The 20,916-nt window shown below is 71.6% G+C and carries 20 protein-coding genes; 13 read left to right on the top strand and 7 right to left on the bottom strand.

What is annotated here, in order from left to right; genetic code table 11:
- Positions 1-286 precede the first annotated feature (286 nt).
- The 6 genes from OG406_RS37770 to OG406_RS37745 all read left to right on the top strand — a co-directional run bounded on the left by OG406_RS37770 (position 287) and on the right by OG406_RS37745 (position 6,326).
- Positions 287-1,222 (top strand): TauD/TfdA dioxygenase family protein, encoded by a 936-nt coding sequence (locus OG406_RS37770; protein WP_164369736.1) that lies wholly within the window; start codon positions 287-289, stop codon positions 1,220-1,222.
- A gap of 35 nt (positions 1,223-1,257) precedes the next feature.
- Positions 1,258-2,556: an MFS transporter gene (locus OG406_RS37765; RefSeq protein ID WP_267051933.1), complete on the top strand. Its 1,299-nt coding sequence runs from the start codon at positions 1,258-1,260 to the stop codon at positions 2,554-2,556.
- 60 nt (positions 2,557-2,616) lie between these two features.
- Complete coding sequence (locus OG406_RS37760) at positions 2,617-4,329, top strand: aldehyde dehydrogenase family protein (RefSeq protein ID WP_267051932.1); 1,713 nt, start codon at positions 2,617-2,619, stop codon at positions 4,327-4,329.
- Between the two features lie 85 nt (positions 4,330-4,414).
- Positions 4,415-5,017 carry an RNA 2',3'-cyclic phosphodiesterase gene (gene thpR, locus OG406_RS37755; RefSeq protein ID WP_329190277.1) on the top strand — a complete coding sequence of 201 codons (603 nt, stop codon included), beginning with the start codon at positions 4,415-4,417 and terminating at the stop codon, positions 5,015-5,017.
- 89 nt (positions 5,018-5,106) lie between these two features.
- Positions 5,107-5,988 carry an alpha/beta fold hydrolase gene (locus OG406_RS37750; protein WP_164369732.1) on the top strand — a complete coding sequence of 294 codons (882 nt, stop codon included), beginning with the start codon at positions 5,107-5,109 and terminating at the stop codon, positions 5,986-5,988.
- Between the two features lie 134 nt (positions 5,989-6,122).
- Positions 6,123-6,326, top strand: coding sequence for a cold-shock protein (locus OG406_RS37745; RefSeq protein WP_081222374.1), 204 nt, complete (start codon positions 6,123-6,125; stop codon positions 6,324-6,326).
- A 178-nt stretch (positions 6,327-6,504) separates the two neighbouring features.
- Here OG406_RS37745 and OG406_RS37740 read toward each other — a convergent pair whose 3' ends face one another.
- Positions 6,505-7,257, bottom strand: coding sequence for an SDR family NAD(P)-dependent oxidoreductase (locus OG406_RS37740; protein ID WP_267051930.1), 753 nt, complete (start codon positions 7,255-7,257; stop codon positions 6,505-6,507).
- A gap of 151 nt (positions 7,258-7,408) precedes the next feature.
- Between OG406_RS37740 and OG406_RS37735 the strand changes: the two genes are divergently transcribed.
- From OG406_RS37735 to OG406_RS37725, 3 genes are all read left to right on the top strand, one after another.
- Complete coding sequence (locus OG406_RS37735) at positions 7,409-7,915, top strand: MarR family winged helix-turn-helix transcriptional regulator (protein WP_329190272.1); 507 nt, start codon at positions 7,409-7,411, stop codon at positions 7,913-7,915.
- A 194-nt stretch (positions 7,916-8,109) separates the two neighbouring features.
- Positions 8,110-8,754, top strand: a complete 645-nt coding sequence (locus OG406_RS37730) for a dihydrofolate reductase family protein (RefSeq protein WP_329190270.1) — start codon at positions 8,110-8,112, stop codon at positions 8,752-8,754.
- Positions 8,755-8,983: 229 nt separating this feature from the next.
- The gene (locus OG406_RS37725; RefSeq protein ID WP_329190268.1) at positions 8,984-10,519 is read left to right on the top strand and encodes a carboxylesterase/lipase family protein; all 1,536 of its coding nucleotides are present in this window, start codon (positions 8,984-8,986) and stop codon (positions 10,517-10,519) included.
- Between the two features lie 127 nt (positions 10,520-10,646).
- Here OG406_RS37725 and OG406_RS37720 read toward each other — a convergent pair whose 3' ends face one another.
- Positions 10,647-11,267 (bottom strand): TetR/AcrR family transcriptional regulator, encoded by a 621-nt coding sequence (locus OG406_RS37720; RefSeq protein ID WP_164369727.1) that lies wholly within the window; start codon positions 11,265-11,267, stop codon positions 10,647-10,649.
- A 94-nt stretch (positions 11,268-11,361) separates the two neighbouring features.
- On the opposite strand from OG406_RS37720, the gene OG406_RS37715 reads away from it, so the two are divergent.
- Positions 11,362-12,291, top strand: coding sequence for an aldo/keto reductase (locus OG406_RS37715; protein ID WP_267051925.1), 930 nt, complete (start codon positions 11,362-11,364; stop codon positions 12,289-12,291).
- A gap of 234 nt (positions 12,292-12,525) precedes the next feature.
- Here OG406_RS37715 and OG406_RS37710 read toward each other — a convergent pair whose 3' ends face one another.
- Positions 12,526-13,167, bottom strand: coding sequence for a TetR/AcrR family transcriptional regulator (locus OG406_RS37710; protein WP_267051924.1), 642 nt, complete (start codon positions 13,165-13,167; stop codon positions 12,526-12,528).
- A 68-nt stretch (positions 13,168-13,235) separates the two neighbouring features.
- On the opposite strand from OG406_RS37710, the gene OG406_RS37705 reads away from it, so the two are divergent.
- From OG406_RS37705 to OG406_RS37695, 3 genes are all read left to right on the top strand, one after another.
- Positions 13,236-14,840, top strand: coding sequence for an FAD-binding oxidoreductase (locus OG406_RS37705; protein ID WP_329190265.1), 1,605 nt, complete (start codon positions 13,236-13,238; stop codon positions 14,838-14,840).
- A gap of 138 nt (positions 14,841-14,978) precedes the next feature.
- Entirely contained in the window at positions 14,979-16,550 is a 1,572-nt protein-coding gene (locus tag OG406_RS37700) for a hypothetical protein (RefSeq protein WP_329190264.1), read from the top strand.
- Positions 16,551-16,641: 91 nt separating this feature from the next.
- Positions 16,642-17,070: a pyridoxamine 5'-phosphate oxidase family protein gene (locus tag OG406_RS37695; RefSeq protein ID WP_267051921.1), complete on the top strand. Its 429-nt coding sequence runs from the start codon at positions 16,642-16,644 to the stop codon at positions 17,068-17,070.
- 141 nt (positions 17,071-17,211) lie between these two features.
- Here the strand turns inward: OG406_RS37695 and OG406_RS37690 are convergent, their stop codons facing one another.
- The 4 genes from OG406_RS37690 to OG406_RS37675 form a co-directional block, all read right to left on the bottom strand.
- A complete protein-coding gene (locus tag OG406_RS37690) occupies positions 17,212-18,669 on the bottom strand; it encodes an integrin-like protein (protein WP_329190262.1) in 1,458 nt (485 codons plus the stop codon).
- A gap of 133 nt (positions 18,670-18,802) precedes the next feature.
- On the bottom strand, positions 18,803-19,402 hold the full coding sequence (locus OG406_RS37685; protein WP_329190260.1) for a DinB family protein: 600 nt from the start codon (positions 19,400-19,402) through the stop codon (positions 18,803-18,805).
- 100 nt (positions 19,403-19,502) lie between these two features.
- A complete protein-coding gene (locus OG406_RS37680) occupies positions 19,503-19,733 on the bottom strand; it encodes a hypothetical protein (protein WP_164369720.1) in 231 nt (76 codons plus the stop codon).
- Between the two features lie 259 nt (positions 19,734-19,992).
- Entirely contained in the window at positions 19,993-20,454 is a 462-nt protein-coding gene (locus OG406_RS37675; protein WP_267052154.1) for a lamin tail domain-containing protein, read from the bottom strand.
- Positions 20,455-20,916 lie beyond the last annotated feature (462 nt).

Here is a 20,916-nt window from a genome sequence, read left to right as displayed (position 1 = left end):
CCGCCCTCACACCTGCCTGAGCACGTCCGCCCGTGGGCCGGGAGGCAATACGGCCGGGCGGGAGGCGGTACGCCTGTGCCGGGACCCGGGCCGCCTCTCCGCGTACCGGCGACGACGATCCACGCACCCCTGACCGTCCGCCCCGCCGCGCTCTCCCCACGCCCGGGCCGACGGCTACGCCCCGGAACCCGTGCGCGAAAACCACACGTCCAGCCCCCTTGTCCTGCCGCACATCAATAACGATACTGCCGGTTACGTAATCACGTTCGTCGCGAGGAGGACTCCCATGCACGACGTCGCCACGGCCCAGGTGGCCCACCCCCGGCCGGTCCTGGACAAGCCCCTGATGCACTACGGACGCCGGACCCTGGAGCGACTCGCCCCCGGCGCCGCACCGACCGTGTTCGAGCTCCTCCGCGTGGAGCCGCTCACCCCGCACTTCGGCGCCGTCCTCGGCGGAGTCGACCTGACACGGCCGATCACGGACCGGCTCGCCGCGGAACTGCGCCAGGCGCTGCTCGAATGGAAGGTGGTCTTCTTCCGCGGACAGCACGGCTTCACCCCCGAGCACCAGCTCGCGCTCTCCGCCGTCTGGGGCCGGCCCGAGATCAACCCCTTCTTCGCCAGGACCGGGACCGAGGGCATCTCACGCCTCGCCAAGGACGCGAAGGCCGCCGGGAACAAGAACATCTGGCACAGCGACCACTCGTTCATGGCCAACCCGTCACTGGGCGCCGTCCTGCGCGCCGTGGAGGTGCCGGCCGCGGGCGGCGACACCATGTGGGCCGACATGGCGGCCGCGTACGACAACCTCCCCGGCGATCTGAAGGCGCGGATCGAGGACCTCACCGCGGTCCACGACTGGGAGGCGAGCTGGGGCGCCCTGATGAACGACGAACAGAAGGCCGCGTTCCGCTCCACCTGGCCGCAGGTCGAGCACCCGGTCGTGGTGCGGCACCCGCGCAGCGGCCGCAGGACCCTGTACGTCAACGAGCCGTTCACGCGCCGCATCACGGGCCTGTCCGAGGCCGAGAACCGTGAACTGCTCGACATCCTCGTCCTTCAGGCACGCATCCCCGAGTTCCAGGTGCGCTTCCGCTGGGAGCCCGACTCCATCGCGATCTGGGACAACATCGCCACCCAGCACTACGCGGTCAACGACTACTTCCCGCAGCGCCGGGTGATGGAGCGCATCGCCATCGCCGGGGTCCCGCTGTCCTGAGCCCGCCGGGCCCACCATCACCTCACGGAGTCGCCATGACCGCGGTACCGACCCTGCCCCACCTCCCGACGGACGGAGGCCGATCCACCGGCGGCGGCAGCCGGCGCGCCTGGACGGTGACCGCACTGCTCGTGGTCTTCATGATGGTCAACTTCGCGGACAAGTCCGTCCTCGGCCTGGCCGCGGACGAGATCCGCGACGATCTCCATCTGAGTGCCACCCGGTTCGGACTGGCCAACGGCGCGTTCTTCCTGCTGTTCTCCGTGGCCGCGATCGCCGTCGGGCTGGCCGCCGACCGGGTGTCGCCGAAACTGCTGCTCCTGGTGATGGCCCTGCTGTGGTCCGTCGCCCAGGTCCCCGCGGCGCTCGGCGGCGGCCTCGGCGTCCTGATCGCCTCACGGGTTCTTCTCGGCGCGGCGGAGGGCCCCGCCTTCCCCGTCGCCCAACAGGCCACTCTGGCCTGGTTCCCGGATCACCGGCGCAATCTGCCGGGCGCGCTGATCACCCTCGGGGTGACGCTCGGCGTGATCGTCTCGGCACCCGGCCTGTCCTGGGTGATCCAACACCACGGCTGGCGGGCCGCGTTGTGGGTGCTGGCCGGTGCCGGCCTGGTCTGGGCCGCCGTGTGGAAGGCGCTCGGGGCGGACGCAGGAAGCCGTGGTGCCACAACGCCCACGCGGTCGGAGGCGGACACCCGAGGCGCGGTTCCGTACCGGCGGATCTTCGCCAGCCGTACCTGGATCGGCGTCACGAGCGCCTATTTCAGCAGCTACTGGGCCGTGGCCCTGATGCTGGTCTGGCTGCCGTCCTACCTGCGCAACGCCCTCGGCTACTCGGCCGGTGAGGCCGGCACCCTCGTCGTCGCTCCGTGGACCATCGGAGCCGTCGCCCTGCTCGCGCAGGCCGGCATCACCGGACGCCTGATGCGTCGGGGCGTCCCAAGTCGCCGTGCGCGGGGCTGGGTCGGCGGAACCCTGCTCGGACTCGGCGCCCTCTGCTGCCTGGCACTTCCCCTGGTCGACAGCGCGGGCGCCAAGACGGCACTGGTCGCCGTCGGCTTCGGGCTCGGCGGCTCCTACGCCACCGTCGCCGCGACCACCGTCGCCGAACTCGCCCCGCCCTCGCGTGCCGGCGGCGCCCTGGGCGGCATGAACGCCGTGGTGACGACGGCCGGCCTCGCCGCACCCGCCGTCGTGGGCGCACTCGTCGACGCCCGGGGAACCGCCGGCTACGAAACCGCCATGGTCCTGTCCGGGCTGCTTCTCGCCCTCGGCGCCGCCGCATCCTTCCTGCTCGTCGACCCCGTGCGCGACACTGCCCGTATGCACGACTGACCGGACCCGACCGATTCCGTCGCACCTGTTCCCGCACCCCCCACCGAAGGAGTTGCCCCCTTGAGCACCGCACCCGCGCTCGACACCGCCCAACTCGACCTCGCGGTCGGCGAACTGCGCGCGCACGCCGACTCCTGGACGGCCACCTCCCTGGCGGAGCGCATCGGCCTGCTGGAACGGATGCTGCCGCGCATCGGTGCCGAGGCCCCCGCGATGGTCGCCGCCGCGGCCCGCGCGAAGGGCTACGACGAACGGTCGGAATGGGCCACCGAGGACTGGGCGTCGGCCCCCTGGGCGCTCGCCCAGACCGTGAGCGCCTACCTGCACGTGCTGCGGCGCCTGCACGCCGGGAAGGACCCGGTCACCGCCGCACAGGCCCGTACGCACAACGACCGCACGGTGGTACGGGTGTTCCCCGCCACCGCCTCCGACCGCCTGCTCCTCAACGGGTTCACAGCCGACGTGTGGACGGTGCCCGGCACCTCCCGGGAGCAGGTCCTTGAACGGGCCGCGGGCGAGTACCGCGGACGGGCCGGCCGCCCCGCCGTCGCTCTCGTGCTCGGCGCCGGCAACATCGCGGCCATCACCCCGCTCGACATCCTGCACAAGCTCTACGCGGAGGGGCAGGTCGTCATCGCCAAGATGAACCCGGTCAACGCCTACCTCCGCCCCCACTTCGAGTCGGTGTTCGGCGAGTTCGTGGAACGAGGGCTGGTCCGCTTCGTCGACGGAGGCCAGGAGGAAGGAGCCCATCTGACCCGGCACGAGGGCATCGACGCCATTCATGTCACCGGCAGCGAACGCACCCACGACGCCATCGTGTGGGGCACCGACGAACAGGCCCCGGAACGCCGCAGCGCCAACACGCCGCTCAACACCAAGCCGTTCACCAGCGAGTTGGGCGGCATCAGCCCCTGCATCGTGACACCGGGCCCGTGGAGCGCGGCCGACTTCCGCTTCCAGGCCGAACACATCGTCACCAGCAAACTCAACAACTCCGGCCACAACTGCGTGGCCAGCCAGATCCTGCTCGTCCCCCGCGACTGGGACGGCACGGAGCGTCTGCTGGCCGAGATCCGTCAGGTCATGCGTCGGCTCCCCGCGCGGGGCGACTACTACCCCGGCGCCGAGACGCGCCTGAGCGCGGTCATGGTGGCCCACCCGGAGGCCGAGACCTACGGCGACGGCGCCTGTCGCGTGCTGGTCCCGGACGTCACCGACCCCGACGACCCGATGCTGACGGACGAGGTGTTCGCCAGCGCCCTGGGCGTCGTGCGCCTGCCCGGGGCCGACGCTCCCGAGTTCCTCGCGGCGGCAACGGAGTTCGCCAACGAGAAACTGCCCGGCACCCTGGGCGCCACCCTTCTCGTCCACCCCAGGACCGAGCGCGCGCACCGCGCCGCCGTGGACGGCGCCGTCACCGCGCTGCGCTACGGCACCCTCGGCGTCAACTGCTGGTCGGCCTTCGGCTTCCTCCTCGGTCACACCCCCTGGGGCGCCCACCCCGGCCACACACCCCAGGACATCGGCAGCGGCATCGGTTTCGTCCACAACACGTTCATGCTCGAAGACATCGAGAAGACCGTGCTGCGCGCCCCCTTCGCGCCCGCGCCCCGGGGACTGTTCACCGGCTCCCCCTCCCTGTCACCCCGCCCGCCGTACTACGTCACCAACCGCACCGGACGCACCACCCTGCGGCGCCTCACGGCGTACACGACGGACCCCGGATGGAGCCGCCTGCCGTCGATCTTCGCGTCGGCACTGCGTGGCTGAGGGAGGGTTCGGGGCGGGGCCGCACGTCGCGGCCCCGCCCGTACGCCATTTCGCTTCCGTGTCCCGGGTGCGGTACGAAGTCGCAGTGAAGGATCAGACCGCGCCCTCGACCGTCCGTGTGTTCATCGCGCTCGCCCCGCCCGACCGGGCGAAGGAGGAGCTGGCCGCGGCGCTCGGCCCCGCCTACGTCTCGCACCCGGAGATGCGGTGGAACCGGATCGAGGACTGGCACATCACCCTGGCGTTCCTGGGAGAACTGCCCGCCGACACGGTCCCCGATCTGCGGCCGCCGCTGGCCGAGCTCGCGGCGAAGCGTCCGTCGCCCGCTCTGGCCCTGCGCGGCAGCGGCACGTTCGACGATCGCCTGCTGTGGAGCGGGATCGACGGAGATCTCACCGAACTGCACGAACTCGCCGCCGACGTCCGTACCGCCGTACGCAACCGCGGGATCGAATTCGAGGAGCGTCCGCTCCGCCCGCACCTGACGCTGGCCCGCGCCCGCAGGGGAGACCACACCTCGGTGCGCGAGATCGCGCAGGGGATCACCGGCTTCACCGGCCGTCGATGGTCCGCCGAGCGACTGCACCTGGTCGGAAGCAACGCGGTCCGCAGTCAAGGGCCTGTCCACTACCGCGACATCGAGGCCTGGCCACTCGGCGGCACGGGTGGGGCCCCCGCCACTCCCTGAGGGATCACGTCAACACGCCTGCGCAGCCTGCGGGGAGCGGGACGACAACCCGGGTGCGGGCGGCCAGGTGGTGCTGACAAACTCCTGGCATGCCGATCATCGACGTCTCGCCAGCAGTGTCCGTCGCGTACGAGACGTTCGGTGATCCCTCCGATCCCGCGGTCCTGCTCGTGATGGGTTTCAGCGCCCAGATGATCGCCTGGGACGACGGCTTCTGCCGCGCGCTCGCCGAGCGTGGCCGGTACGTGATCAGGTACGACAACCGGGACTGCGGGCTGTCCACGAAGTTCGACGATCATCCCGTCGACGTGGGCCGGTTCATCGGCGCGGTGAGTTCGGGGGACATCGCGGCCGCCGTCGCGATGGTGCCGTACACGCTGCGGGACATGGCGGACGACGGCCTCGGCCTGCTCACCGCGCTCGGCATCGAGCGGGCCCATGTCGTCGGATCGTCGATGGGCGGCATGATCGCCCAGACCATGGCCATCAGCCGGCCGGAGCGCGTGCTGAGCCTGACGTCGATGATGTCCTCGACCGGCGAGCCCGAGTACGGCCGGCCGAGCGCCGAAGCCCAGGCCGTGCTCTCCGGCCCGAAGCCCTCGGACCGCGAGGGACACGTCGCGGCGGCCGAGCGCGAACTGGTGTGGGCCTCCAAGCGGTACGGCAACGCGGCCGCGCTGCGGGACCTGGCCGCACGGAGCTTCGACCGCTCCTCCTACCGGGCCGGCGTCGGGCGACAGCTCGGCGCGATGATCCTCGCCGGCTCCCGGGCCGACGGCCTCCGCGCTCTCGATCTGCCGGCCCTGGTGATCCACGGCCTGGACGACACCCTCATCGACCCCAGCGGCGGACGGCGCACCGCCGACCTCATCCCCGGATCGATCCTCCTCCTGGTCCCCGACATGGGCCACGACCGCCCGCGCGAGCTGTGGCCCACCCTGATCGATGCCCTGGCCGACCACACGGGCTGATGGACGCACGCCTCGCATATCACCAGGCGTCGTTCACCCGATGCGGTGAGTTAGTTTTTGGCCGGCACGGGGCAAGATCGAGCAGGCCGTGTGCAAGGCGCGGCCGTCTGCACGTAGTCACAGAGGATGCACAGATGGCAACAGGTGTCGTGAAGTGGTTCAACTCGGAGAAGGGCTTCGGCTTCATCCAGCAGGATGACGGCGGTCCCGACGTGTTCGTGCACTTCTCCGCGATCCAGACGACCGGCTTCAAGGAGCTGGCCGAGGGCGCCAAGGTGGAGTACGACGTCAACCAGGGCCCCAAGGGGCCGCAGGCCGAGCAAGTGGTGCCCGTCTGATTCCGCTCCACCGAGGGGGCGCACCCGCCCCACGCGCACGAGGGCCATCTGCCGCCGGTCGGAGGCAGGTGGCCCTCGTGCCGTCGAAGGACAGGGCCGCCAGGACGCTCCGAGCTTCGCGGCGTGTCCCCGCGCGCGACCATGTCGACGCGCGGACCGCCCGTCGGCCGGACCGAGCTCAGCCGGGCAGGGCGCTGATCTCGCCACCGTCGGCGAAGAGAGTGGCGCCGTTGACGTAACTGCTGGCGGGGCCCACCAGGAACATCACGATCTCGGCAATCTCACGCGGGTCACCCGCCCGGCCTCGCGCGTTGACCCGATCCAACGCCTCCATCTGGTCGCCGAGCATGGCCGCGGTGCCCTCCGTGCGGACGGGTCCGGGCGAGACGGCGTTGACGCGCACGCCGTGCGGGCCGAACTCGGTCGCCCAGTACCGGGTGAGGATCTCGACGCCCGCTTTGGACGCCGCGTAGGCCCCTCCGACTGGCGCCGGCATACGTGCCGCGCTGGAACTGACGGTCACGATCGCCCCGTGCCCCCGCCGGGCCATCCCGGGGGCGAGTGCGCCGACGAGCAGGAACGGGGCACGCGTGTTGACCGCCGCCTGCCGGTCGAAGCTCGCGGCATCGGTCGCGGCGGTCGGCGCGAACTCGTAGAGACCGGCGTTGTTCACGAGGATGTCCACGCTCCCCGCCTCGGCCGCCAGTCGGGCCACATCGTCCGCATCCGCCAGATCGGCGACGACGAACCGGGCCGCTCCGCCCTGCTGCTCGATCTCCTTCACGAGGGACTCCCCACGGTCCCGGTCCCGCCCGTGGACGACGACCTCGGCTCCTCGCTCGGCCAGGCTCCGCGCCACAGCCCTGCCGATCCCCGACGTCGCCCCGGTCACCAGCGCCGTCCTGCCCCGCAGTGTGTCCATGTCATACATGGCGATCCTCGATCTCTGTCTCGCATGAGTAGCGGTCCGCTGCGGCCCGTCGCGTCGTCCGATCGCGGCCGCATCCTCAAACCACTATGCGCTACAGATGTTCTGCTAGCAAGAACATCTGTAGCCCAGCACAGAGTGCTAGATTGGCGACATGAGTGCTACCAGGGGCGGCAGCAAGGGCACGCGACGGTCCACCGCGGACGAGGACATCACCCTCGACACCGACCTCGGCTGGGCCATCCGCATGGTCTCGTCGGCCTTTCGACGGGTGGCCACCGAGTCGGTGGCCGAGCTTCCGGGCGGGCCGCGCGGATATCTGGTCCTCGTCGCACTGGCCGCGGGCGAGCCCCCTACGCAGCTGGCCCTCGCCCAGCAGGTCAGCCTCGACCGCACGGTGATGACGTATCTCCTGGACGATCTGGAGGCCCGGGAACTCATCGAACGGCGGCCCGATCCGCGTGACCGGCGCGCACGCCAGGTCGTGATCACCGACAAGGGACGCGACGAGCTGGGCCGTGCCCGGCGCGGCCTGGCCACAGCCGAGGGGCGCCTGCTGGCGGATCTCGACGAGTCGGACGCCGCCTCCCTGCGCACCCTGCTGACACGCGTCGCTCACACCGCGCAGAACGCCGCTCTCGGCCCCGACGAACGCTGCTAGGGCCGAGGTCCACGTGCCGGACACCGCTGCCGCGCAGGCCGAGTGCCGTCCGGACTCCGCACCCGAGCCGTCGTCCGGCCGCCGGGGAAAGAAAAATTCGGAGCCGTGTCGATCCGGGCGTCGTCCGTTCGACGTGCTGGTGTGGGGCTCTCCGCCCCGCGCGAGCACGCGACGCGACCTGACGAGGAGATCACGTGGATCAGCTGCTGAAAGTCATGAACTTCAACATCTCGAGTGACGGAATCGGGGCCGGTGAGGACCAGACCCTCGAGCGCCCCTTCGGCCTCCCCCATCCCGAACGGCTCTTCTCCTGGGCCGGCGCCACGGCGAGCTGGCCCATGCGCTCCGATCCCGGAGGCAGCCGTGGCCTGGACGACTACTTCACGCGGGACTTCGCGCACAACATCGGCGCCGAGATCATGGGCCGCAACAAGTTCGGCCCTCAGCGCGGGCCGTGGGAGGACCACGACTGGCGCGGCTGGTGGGGTGACGAGCCCCCGTTCCACACGCCGGTGTTCGTCCTGACCCACCACGAGCGCCCTTCCATCACGCTGTCCGACACCACGTTCCACTTCGTCGACGGTGACCCGGCCACCGTTCTCGAACAGGCGCGGGAGGCGGCCCAGGGCAAGGACGTCCGGCTCGGCGGTGGGGTCTCCACGGTCCGGCAGTTCCTCGACGCCGACCTCGTCGACACCCTTCACGTGGCGGTCTCGCCGCTGAAGCTCGGGGCCGGTCTCCGCCTCTGGGATTCGCCCGAGGACCTGCTCGACCGGTTCCACCTCGACGTCGTGCCCAGCCCGAGCGGGGTGGTGCACCACCTGTTCTGGCGGCGCTGACACAGGACGGGGGCCGCAGCCTTTCCGCTCCTCCCCCGGTGCCGCCCCTCCCGTCGCCGCCCGCACGTGTGCGGCCGGAAGTCCGAACGCGGTGCGGCGAGGGGTGGAGCCGGGCGACGGCGGCCGGGCGCGGCAGCCGTAAATCGCTGGCGCGGCCGCCCGCCGCGGTGGAGGATCCCGAGAGTCCGGGGCACCTGCGAGCGCCCGTCCCGCCTGACAGGTGGTCGTGATGACCGTTGCCGAACCGGAGACATCCGGGCCCCAGCCCGAGGTTCGCGCGACGGTGGGAGGGCTGCGCGGCGTCTGGGAGTCCGGCACGGCGGTCTTTCGTGGCATCCCGTTCGCCGAGCCCCCGGTCCACGGTCTGCGTCTCGCCGCGCCGCGACCCGTACGCGGCTGGAGCGGCGTGCGCGAGGCACTGGCGTACGGCCCGCCTCCCCCGCAGGGCGGCCACTTCGGCATGGACGCGTCCTCGCGGGAGGCACCGGGTGACGACTGGCTGACGATCAACGTCTGGTCGCCCGATCCCGCCCCGGGCGCGGGACTGCCGGTGATGGTGTGGATCCACGGCGGTGCCTATGTGATCGGCACGTCCGGCCTCCCCGAGTACGACGGTGGCCGGCTCGCGCGCGACGGTGTCGTCGTGGTGACGTTCAACTACCGGGTGGGGATCGAGGGCTTCGCGCAGATCGAAGGGGCCCCTTCCAACCGGGGACTGCTCGACCAGATCGCCGCCCTCACCTGGGTGCGTGACAACATCCGGGCCTTCGGCGGCGACCCGGACCAGGTGACGGTCTTCGGTCAGTCCGCGGGCGCGGGGTCCGTCGCCGCGCTGCTGGCGATGGACCGTGCGGCCGGACTGTTCCGCCGGGCCGTCGTGCAGAGTGCGACGGGCACGCTCTTCACGCCGGACCTCGCTGCCGACATCACCGCCGCCTGCGCGGCGGAGCTGGGGCTGCGGCCCACGGTGGACGAGCTGTCCGCCGTCGCCCCGCGCGAGCTGTCCGTCGCCGCCGACGCGGTCGGCGCCAAGTTGGAGCAGTGGGACCGTCGTTGGGGCCTTGCCGCATACCGGTCGATCGTGTTCTCTCCGGTCGTCGACGGTGAGGTCCTGACCGTCACGCCGTGGCAGGCCCTCGCGGACGGCGCCGGGCGCGACATCGAACTCCTGGTCGGCCACACTCGTGACGAGCAGCGTCTGTTCACCGCCGTCAGCGGCCTCCTCGGCGAGGTGGGCGAGGCGCAGGCGGAGACCGCCCTCGCCAAGCTGGCCCCCGGCGCGGACGGCGCTCGCCGCTATCGCGAGGCCTTCCCGGCGGGGCGCCCCGACGAGCTGTACGAACTGGTCCATTCCGACTGGCTGTTCCGCATGCCGTCGCTCCACCTCGCCGAGGCGCAGACCACGGCCGGCGGGCGGGCGCACGTCTACGAGCTGACCTGGCCGGCCCCCGGCATGGGAGGTGTTCTCGGTGCCTGCCACGGCCTCGACGTGCCCCTCGTCTTCGGCAACCTGGATCGCGGACAGACCGCTCTGCTGATCGGCGAGGCGCCCTCCCCCGAGGCCGAGGCGCTGTCCGCGCGCATGCGCACCGCATGGACCTCGTTCGCGGCCCACGGCGATCCCGGCTGGCCGGCGTACGACGCGCGTCAGCGGCTCGTCCAGCGCCTCGACACGGAGTCCGCTGTCCTCGCCTACCCGGAGGAGTCGTCCCGCCGGATCTGGCGGGACCACACGTTCCCGCCCCTCCCCCTCGTCGGCGACTGAGCCCGTCGGACGACGGAACCGCGGCTCGCCACGGTCGACCGGTACGTCGGCATGCCGGTCGGGCTGATGAACCGAACCGGCGGGCACCGAGTCACGCCGCCTCGACGGGGACGAGAGCGGCCGACGGTCAGGCGTGCCGAGCCGGTCGCAGCCCGTCCGCGATGAGGTCGAGATGCCGGGCGGTCTGTTCGGGGCGGATGCCCGAGACGGCGGCAAGAGAGACGCCGAGCAGCAGCGTGGTGAGGTCGTCGGGCGTGACGTCGGCACGGAGGGAGCCGTCCCGCGCGCCGGCCAGGAGCAGCGTCTCCACCGCTTCGACGATGCGTTCACGGGTGGGGATCACGGGCATCCTCCCCGCCGTGGGACCGGTGCGCGGGTCCCGGTACATGGCGTGCTTGGTCGCGGCGAAGGCGATGTAGCGGTCCATCCAGGCCCGTAGCGCGGCCGGCGGGGGAAGTTCTTCCAGAAGCCGGGTCGCACAGGCGGCGACCTGGTCGAGTTCGTTCGCGAAGACGGCCTCCACCAGTGCGTCCCGGGTGGGGAAGTTGCGGTAGAGCGTCGCGATGCCCACGCCGGCCTGTTTGGCGACGGTCTCCAGGGCCACCGGTTCCGTCGCGGACGTGAACGCGGCCCGGGCAGCCTCGATGATCTTGTCGCGGTTGCGGCGCGCGTCGGCGCGGGGTGCGCGCGGCGCCCCGGGTTCCGGCGTGCCGGGGTTTCCGTCGGCGGAAGAAGCGTGCGCAGACAAAGTGGAGGATCCCTCCGTATGTGTTACGGTCGACATGGCGGAGGATTCCTCCACTTAGACCATGCTCTCACGCCTCTCCGAGGACGGACATCCCATGACCTCTCCCGCCCCGATCCCCTCGTCCCCCACCACGGCCACCGGTGTTCCGCGGGCCGGCGGCCCGGGCCGGCTCGGCGACCTCGTCGTCTCCCGTGTCGGTTTCGGAGCGATGCAGCTCCCGCGGCTGCGCGACGACCGCGCCGGCGCCCTCGCGATCCTGCGCCGCGTGGTCGAGCTGGGTGTCGACCACATCGACACCGCGCAGTTCTACGGCGACGGCTACTCCAACGACCTGATCCGCGAAGCGATCCGCCCCGAGGACGGCGTCACCGTCGTGAGCAAGGTGGGAGCCACACCCGACGCGGGCGGCCCGCTTCCGCTCCGCTACGCCCAGCACCCCGACGAGCTGCGCGCCGACGTCGAGGCCAACCTCAAGAGCCTCGGGCTCGACACGATTCCCCTCGTCAACCTGCGCCGCCCGACCACCAGCGGCTTCGGCCTGACGGTCACGCCCGACCAGGTCGTCGACCTCGACGACCAGCTCGCCGTGATGACCGAGCTGCGGGACGAGGGAAAGATCGGCGCCATCGGTCTGAGCACCGTCGGACTCGACGACCTGAAGCGGGCTCTGCCGGCCGGGATCGCCTGTGTGCAGAACGCGTACAGCCTGTTGGCCCGCGAGGACGAGGACCTGGTGCGGACCTGCGCCGCCGAGGACATCGCCTGGGTACCGTACTTCCCGCTCGGCAGCGCGTTCCCCGGTCTCCCCAAGGTGTCCGAGCACCCCGTGGTCAAGGAGATCGCCGACTCCCTCGGCGCCACTGCGGCCCAGGTCGGACTGGCCTGGCTCCTCCACCACACCCCCAACACGCTCCTCATCCCGGGCACCGCCGACGCCTCCCACCTGGCGGCCAACGTCGCCGCCGGAGCCGTCGTGCTCGACGCCTCCGCCCTCGCCGCGCTCGACGCGGTCACCGCGAGCTGACACAGGCGCCCGACTGCCGCACGGCCGGACCGGCTTCGCGCGGACCATCGCACGAGGCCGGTCCGCGTACGGTGCGGGCTCCGCACGACCCGTGGCCGTGGCGCGTGGCGCTCACCGTGCCGGACGGACGGCGCCCGACCGGTGGGCGGTGCGGGAACCGCTCGGCACATCCGCTCGCGGCCCTGTCGAGCCGCGGCTCGACAGACGGCGGGCGAAGTGGTGCGCACCTCACGCCTACGCGTTCTCGTCGCCCACGGCGAGGATGGCGCGGCTCGCCGCGAAGAGCCGGGCGCAGCGGCGCGTCATGGCTTCGGGCGACTGTTCCGGATGATTGGCCCACCAGCGGACCAGCGCCGTACACAGGCCCCGCCAGGCGTACTTGAGCGCGTCGGCGTCGAGCGGGTCGCCGACTCCGGCCCCCTGGAGGAGCTCGGCCGTGCCGATCGCGGCGAGGTCGTCGACGGCTCCGCGGTAGTACGCCGCGCGTCGGGCGGCGGCACTCCCGGGCGGCAGCGTGCCGTCGTAGAGGACGAACCACGCCTCGCGCCGCCCGTCGAGGGCGGCGAACAGGGCGCCCATGACGCGCAAGGGGGTGGATGCCGCATCCGTGGTGGCGTGTCCGGCCATCGCGTCGCGGATCGCGTCCAGCAGACCGTCACCGACCGGGTCCAGGCACGCGAGATACAGCTCTTCCTTGCTCCCGAAGTAGTGGTGCACCAGCGGCTTCGTGACGCCGACGCGGGCCGCGACCGCGGCCACGGTGGTGGCCTCGTACCCGTTGCGGCCGAACTCCGCGGTCGCGACGGCGAGCACCTGGCGTTCCCGCGCGGCCCTGGGGACGCCCTTGGTACCGGCCTTCGAAGGGAGCGTTGTCATGGTCCGGATATTACCCTAGGGTAATTTTCCATTGGGTCAATTCTCCGGACCTCACTGGGAGCACACGCATGTCCGCCACTCCGTCCGGCCCCGGTCCGTCCCGCACGCGCTCCTGGTGGGGCTGGGGTTACGTCGACGCCCACCCGGACGACGCCGAATGCCTCGCCCTGGGCGCCCTGCTCCCCGGCACCCTGGCCCGCCCCCTCCCGATACCCCGGGTCTCCGACCTGGCCGTCGGCCGCCCCGCCGTGGCTCCGCCGCCCTCCCTCGCCCACCTGGTGAACGCCGATCCGGACGTACGCGCCGCACACGCGATGGGCAAGGCCTACCGCGACGTCGTCCGGGCCCTCCGGGGCCGTCCCGGGCGGATCCCCGATCTGGTCGCCCGGCCGACCGACGACCACGAGGTCGTCGACCTGCTGGACTGGGCCGGCGAGCGGGGCGTCGCCGTCGTCCCCTTCGGCGGCGGCTCCTCGGTCGTCGGCGGCGTGGAGTACCGCGGCGACGCCCACGGCGCGGTGCTCTCGCTCGACCTGACCTCGATGGACCGGGTCCTGGAGATCGACACCGTCAGCCGCTCGGCACGGATCCAGGCCGGCGCCCTCGGGCCCGTCCTGGAGGGCCAGTTGCGACCCCACGGGCTCACCCTGCGGCACTTCCCGCAGAGCTTCGAGTTCTCCACTCTCGGCGGCTGGCTGGCCACCCGGGCGGGCGGTCACTACGCCACCGGCCGCACCCACATCGACGACTTCGTGCAGTCGATGAACGTCGTCGCACCCGCCGGAGTCAGCACCTCGTGGCGTCTGCCCGCGTCCGGCGCGGGACCGTCGCCCGACCGCCTGTTCCTCGGCTCGGAGGGCACGCTCGGTGTCATCACCGAAGCGTGGATGAGGCTCCAGGAACGGCCACGGCACAAGGCCTCCACGTCCGTGGCCTTTGCCGACCTCCAGCAGGCGCTGGACGCGGTGCGCGCCGTCGCCCAGTCCGACCTCGCCCCGGCCAACTGCCGCCTCCTCGACCCCGGTGAGGCCCTTCTGTCCGGCGCCTCACGCGACGGCTCGGCCGTCCTCGTCCTCGGTTTCGAGTCCGCGACCGCGCCCGTCGACGACCGGCTCGCCGCCGCGCTCGACATGGCCCACGCCCACGGAGGCCGGGGCGGAACAACGACCGCGGACCGCGCGTCGAGGCCCGATTCGGCCGTGGGCGCCTGGCGGTCGGCGTTCCTGCGCATGCCGTACCTCCGCGACGGACTGGCCCGGATGGGTGCCGTCGTCGAGACCTTCGAGACCGCCGCCACCTGGGACAGGATTCCCGCACTGATCGACGCCGTCCGCACCGAGGTCGGTGCCGCCGCCGTCAAGGCGACCGGCCATCCCGCCACCGTCAACTGCCGCCTGACCCATGTCTATCCCGACGGTGCGGCGCCCTACTTCACCGTGGCCGTCGCCGGTCGGCCCGGCGAGGAGATCGAGGTCTGGGACGACATCAAGGCGGTCGCCGGCGACGTACTACACCGCCACGGCGCGACCATCACCCACCATCACGCAGTGGGCCGCGACCACCGCCCCGCCTACGACCGCCAGCGTCCGGAACCCTTCGCGACGGTGCTCCGAGCAGCCAAGGAGGCGTTGGACCCTCACCACATCCTCAATCCGGGTGTTCTGATCGACTGACCGTGCGGCGACGGACGACCCGGGACGGGGACGCCGACCGGCCGAACCACCCCCTCACACCGCTGCCTTCGGCGGGCGGCGTCCGGCGGGCCGGTGAAACGTCTCGCGTACGCACCATGTCCCTGCGAAGATCTGCGGGTGTATCGCATACGTCGCCGGGGCGCGGCTCTGATCGTTCTGCTGCTCGCGGCCTTCCTCCCGTCCACGGTGACAGCACAAGCCGCCACCTCGGCCGTCGAGTTGAGGGTGCCGCACACGGCCTACCTGACCAAGCGAGGTGTGAGCCCCAGCGGGGGCGTCCGTCTGTGGCTCGCCCCGCAGCCGGGGGCGGGACGGGCCGCGCAGACCGACGTGACCCTGACGGTCGACGCGTCAGGCCTGGAGGGCATCGCCCGTCTGCGCACCCGCCGTGCCTGCGGAGAGCACGCCTTCGGCACGACCGACGTCGTCCGGTGCACGCTCGGCACCCTCACACGCGGCAAGGACAACTACCCGGACGGGATCTACATCGAAGCCGTCGAGGGCGTCCGCCGTGGCAGTCACGGCACGATCCGCTACACCTTCAGCGCGCCCGGCACCGAGGACGCGGTCTTCGAGACGGACGTCTGGATCGAAGGCCCCGACCTTCGCGCACGGGTGGAGAAGCCTCGTACGGGAGACACGGCGGGCGAGACCTTCAGCTTCACCCCACGGATCCGCAACGCGGGCAGGTTCCCGGCCCAGGGCTTCGGCGTGAAGTTCGCCGCCGCACAGGTCACCTTCCCGGTGCAGTACAGCAATTGCCGGTACGCCGCGGAAGGACCCGGGCTCTACGCGGACTGCTGGTTCGACCAACCGCTGGCGCCCGGGCAGGCGTACGAGTTCACCGCGCCCGTCTCCGTCGGCATACCGGACACGATGGTGAACGGCAGCTTCAGCTACGACCCGTATCTCCAGGGGATGACGGGGAACGCGGAGGAGGATCCCGGCGCCACCGGGACCGACCCCGCCCTGCGGCAGGGCACGGGACCGGAGTTGAGGGTGCGCCCCATCGACGCCGGCGCCGGCTCGTTCGTCGACAAGTACAACCTCGGCGAGATCCGGATGCACACCTCGCAGACCACCGACCTGCGGGTGAGCGCCGAGGCCGTGGTGGGCACGACCGGAAGCACGGACGAGGCCACGTTCCGGGTAGACAACGCCGGACCGGGCCGTATCTCGGGGACGGTGCTGCGCATCACCGTCCCGGAAGGCCTGAGCGTGGTCCGGCCCACACCGCCGCCGGACCCCGACAACGAGTCGGAGTGGCAGTGGGAATGCGCCGCTGCCGGCAAGCGTGTCTACACCTGCAGACCTCCGAATCCGTTGGAGCCCGGCGACACCTGGCAGACGACGCTGGAGTTCCGCATCGACCGGCGGGTACGCGGGGCCGAGGGGCTCCTGGAAGCGATACAGGATGCGAAGCGGCCCGTGAACGACCCGCACAAGGCGGACAACACGGCTTCCTTCGCCGTGCGTTCCACGGGCGGTCCACTCGTCGAGCCGTCCGAGCCGAGCGCGCGATCGCTCGCGGCCTCCACGGGGCGGGACGGCGACGACGACGGCTCCCACCTCATGATGGTCCTGGCGCTCGGTGCGTGCCTTGTCGGTGGCGCCCTGGTTCTCGGGCTTCGCGCGAGGTCGGTCCGCCGCAGGGCCGACGCCGACGGCCCGGGCGAGGACAGCAACTGACGGACGCGGGGCGGTCCGCGTCCCCGCCGTGCCCCGCGGCGTCCGGCCGTTCGCGGAGACATTGTCGGAGCCCCGTCCTACAGTCGAATGCATGGCACTCTCACGTGAAGAACGCGAAGCCTTCCTGGCCCAGCCGCACGTCGCCACGCTCGGCGTCGCCGCCGGGGAGGACCGTGGACCGTTGCTGGTACCGATCTGGTACGACTACGAGCCCGGCGGGATGCCCTGGATCCTCACCGGCGCTGACTCCCGCAAGATGAAGCTGATCAAGGCGGCCGGCAGTTTCAGTCTGCTCGTGCAACGCGTCGAGCCCACTCCTCGCTATGTCTCCGTCGAAGGTCCCGTCGCCGAGGTCACCGAACCCGCCGCGGGCGTGCACCGCGAACTCGCCGCCCGCTATCTGTCCGGCGAGGCGCTCGACAAGTACACGGCATGGGCCGAGTCCCAACTCGACGACCACGTGGTGGTCCGGATGCGTCCGACGCACTGGACGGGCACCGACCTCGGCTCGATCGGCTGACACACCTGGGACGCGCATCCCCAGCCGGTACGGCGGCACCGCATCCTCGGAGACGCGTGCCGGGCCCGCTACATCGGGCCCGGCACGCGTCTTCGAGCGAGGTCACCTCCTTGGTCACCCCGTGACGTCGTCCGGCCTGTCTCAGTCGCTGGTCAGCGTTCCGCCGTACTTCAGCGCGCTCGACGGCGACGGCAGTCCGAGCTTCGCGGGGGTGAACACGGACGAGCCGTCGGGAGAGGCTGCCGGAAGCACCCAGACTCCACCGGATCCGGTGTTCTCGCCGGGTGAGCCGACCGCGATGTCCGTCGCGCCGTCGTGGTCGTAGTCGCCCGTCGCGACCGCGGCCCCGAACGCGTCGCCCGCCTCCGCGGCGCCGGGAACACCCGGGGTGTTCTGCTGGTAGGCCACCGAACGGGCCTCGCCGTGCGCGTCGACGAGTCCGGTCGGACCGCCCAGGAGCAGGGTCGCGGCGCCCGCCTGCGCGCGGCTGCCGATGGCCTCGCCCGGGGCACCGGCGATCAGGTCGTCGCGGCCGTCGCCGTCGACGTCGGCCGCGACGAGCGCCGCACCGAAGTGGTCGGCGGCCTCGGCGACGCCCCGCACGCCGGCGGTGTCCTGGTTGAGGGTCTGCTGGCGGTAGCCGAAGTTATAGGGAATGCCGGCGCCGTAGTGGATGTGGATGCCGCCGCCCTCGGCGAGTTCCTCCGGGCCGCAGGGGTCGTCGATGTTCTCGTCGGCTATCTCCCGGCACTCGCCGAGGGCGAGGTCGTCGTGGCCGTCCCCGTCGAAGTCACCTGCGGCCAGCGCGGAGACGCCGGCGTTGTCGGTGTTCCAGAAGTTGGCGAGCGACTTCTCCTCGGGGGACCAGCTCCACAGGCGTACGTGGGACTGGGTGAACGGGGCCGTGGACCAGTACCCCGTGGCGAGGTCGGGGACTCCGTCGTCACTGCCGTCGAAGTCGCCGGCCGCCAGGACGGGCGCGCGTCCGCCCATGGCGCCGGTGAACACGGTGGTCGCGGGACCGCCGCCCTGCTTGAGCACGACCTTGTCGGTCGCGCCGATCGCGACGTCCGTGGTGCCGTCGCCGGTGAAGTCGGCGGCCAGCAGGGATTTTCCGTAGGCGGCCGAGGACGCGGGACCGTTCAGGACGGTGGCGCCGGTACCCAGGCCACCGTGCACGCCGTACAGGACGGAGACGGTGCCCGCGTCGGCGCCGACTCCGTCGATGTCCTCACCGGGGACGCCGATGACCACGTCCGCCCGACCGTCGCCGTTCACGTCGGCCACGGACACCGCGGCGCCGAACCGGTCGCCCTTCTCGGGGGTGCCGGGGATACCGGGTCTCGCCTGGGTGATCCGGGTGTCGCCTCGCGTTCCGAGCCCTTTCGCCCCGCCCCAGACGATGTCGACATATCCGGCCTTGGCCTTTCCGTCGACGGCGCCGTCCGGCACTCCGACGGCGAGGTCGGCGAAGCCGTCGCCGTCGAAGTCACTGGCGAACGCCTTCGGGACCGCCGCGCTCGCGGGCGGGGCGAGGATCGGACCAGCGGTGGCCGAAACGGCGACCGTCACTGCTATGGCGTACGTCCGTATGCGCACGGGGGCTCCAACTCGGTTCGCAGACACAGGGGGCACTCCTGTGACAGCCGAGAGGGGGCTGAGGTTGTGCGGGGATTGCCGCGGGGTTCACCTCTGGTTCACGGGCCGGGAGGGCCGCAGCGGCAGGGCGGGCTCAGCTGTCTCCGGCTTCCCGTGCCGCCTGCTCCAGTCGGTCCCGGTAGCGCTCCCATTCCGCCTGGTCGCCGTCCGGAACGTTGCCACCGCCCTTCTTGTCGCCGACGGACCCGTCCACGAGCTCGCGCACGATGTCGGCGTGACCGGCGTGTCGTTGGGTCTCCGCCAGGACCCGCACGACGACGTGATGCAGCGTCACCTCGCTGCGCTCCGCCGGCCACCAGGGGATCCGGCCGACCGCGTCCAGCGTCAGTGAGGCGATCGTGGCGTTCGAGTGCTCCCACGCTCGTCGGTACAGGCCGACGATCTGCTCACGCGACTCCTGCGGAGTCGCCCACATGTCGGCGTTGAGTTCGGCGTCCTCCGTGTACCACCACGCCGGCGGCTCCTCGTCGAAGAACGGCCGCCCGAAGGTGTCCCCGAAGTAGCCCAACTCCACGCCCGCGAGGTGTTTGACCAGGCCCAGCAGGTTCGTCCCCGTCGGTGTGAGGGGGCGCCGGACGTCGTACTCCCCCAGCCCCTCCACCTTCCACACCAAGGAGTCCCGGGCTTCCTGCAAGTAGCGGAGCAGATCGGCTTTGGCGTCGTGATCCATCATGCCGGGCAGTCTCGCACCCGGCGCCGACATCGACGTCGGCTTCGACCTCGGCCGGCGTCCGGGGCGGCCTCGCCTTCAGGAGATGGGGAGCACGGGGCGCTCACGTCTCTCGGTTCCCGCGCCGAGCCGCCAGGTTGCCGGCCAACAGCACCACCCACAGCAGCACCTGGAGCGAGCTCCACACGATGCTCGCGGCGCCGGCACCGTCCGTGATCCGCAGGACCAGGAGTCCGACACTGATACAGAGCAGCGGCCCGTACACCCACGGCCCCCACCGTGCACCCGGCCGCGCCCACGCGGGCACGGTGCGGCCGTGCGAACGTTCCAGCATGTGCGTCTCCCCTCGACGAACCCCCCTCACAGGTGCCCCCGGGCCGGCCTCGTAGACGCAGCCTTCGCGACAAGGCCGCCCAGCGCGCCCATGGTTGAGATCACCGCCCGTCGGACCACCGAGGCGGAACAACGGACGGTGGAGCGCCCCTAGGCAGTCACCGGCCCGGAACACTCCACCGCCCGTCAGAAATCGCGTGCCACGCCCCGCCCACCGCGGCCGTGGGCATCCACGGCCTACGGTGACGGTTCAGGTACGGCTAGCGGCGCGCGTCGTGGTGGCGGCGCCCCCACGAGGCGTCGTCGACGAAGCGGCGGTGGTCGTTGCGCAGCGTCGCGGTGTCGGCGTGGTTGTCCCAGACGTAGTTGCGCCGGTCCTGGAACACGTCACGGCGGGTGTCGTGGCCGACTCCGGTGTGGACGCGGACCGTCGAGCGGCCGTCGAGGCGGTAGTGGTGGAAGGTGTAGGTGCGGCCGTCCCGGGCGGAGAGGGTCCAGCCGTCCAGGTTGACGGCCTGCCGGGTGTTGTTGGTGATCTCCACCCACTCCTGGTTGAGGGAGCGGTTGGAGCGGTCCTCACGACCCGGGGAGTCGTACTGCACTCGGCTGATCTCGACACTCTGCCGGTGCGGGCGGTGGTCGGCGGCGGACGCCGGCACCGCGATGGCCGCGGTCACGGCCGCGGTGGTCAGCGCGGCAGCGGTCAGACGGCGGGCAGTCACGGATACGGTCACAGGTTCCCCCTGCATCGTGCGGGCACAGCCGGCAGGAATACGGGCCGGTCGTGCGGCGTGCGGGTGGCGGTCGGTCGACCGCGCATTCACACCTTGCCCACCACATCGCCGCGATGTGAACGAGACGTGGAGCGCGTTTCCGTTCAACTACATTTCCGTGACGCTTGATTGCAGCGTCCATCTAAGTCGTGTAGGCACCAGGTTGACGCCCGCGTGGCCGACGATCCGTTGCCACCGCCGGTCACGGGTCCACTTTCGCCAGGTCCCGCCACCCCGGCCGTCATTTCATCGTCACCCGAAAGTGGGTAACAGCCGTGTGACGCGACCGAGTCCGGATCACCGCGGACAGCAGAAGGCCCTGCCCCCACCATGGGGGACAGGGCCTTCACAGAGCGCCGGGCAGGCCTTGCACCTGCATCTCCCCACAGGAAGTGGGGCGTCTTTCCTTGG

Source organism: Streptomyces sp. NBC_01428, from assembly GCF_036231965.1.
Taxonomy (GTDB): Bacteria; Actinomycetota; Actinomycetes; order Streptomycetales; family Streptomycetaceae; genus Streptomyces.
This window is presented reverse-complemented; position numbering and strand designations above follow the sequence as displayed.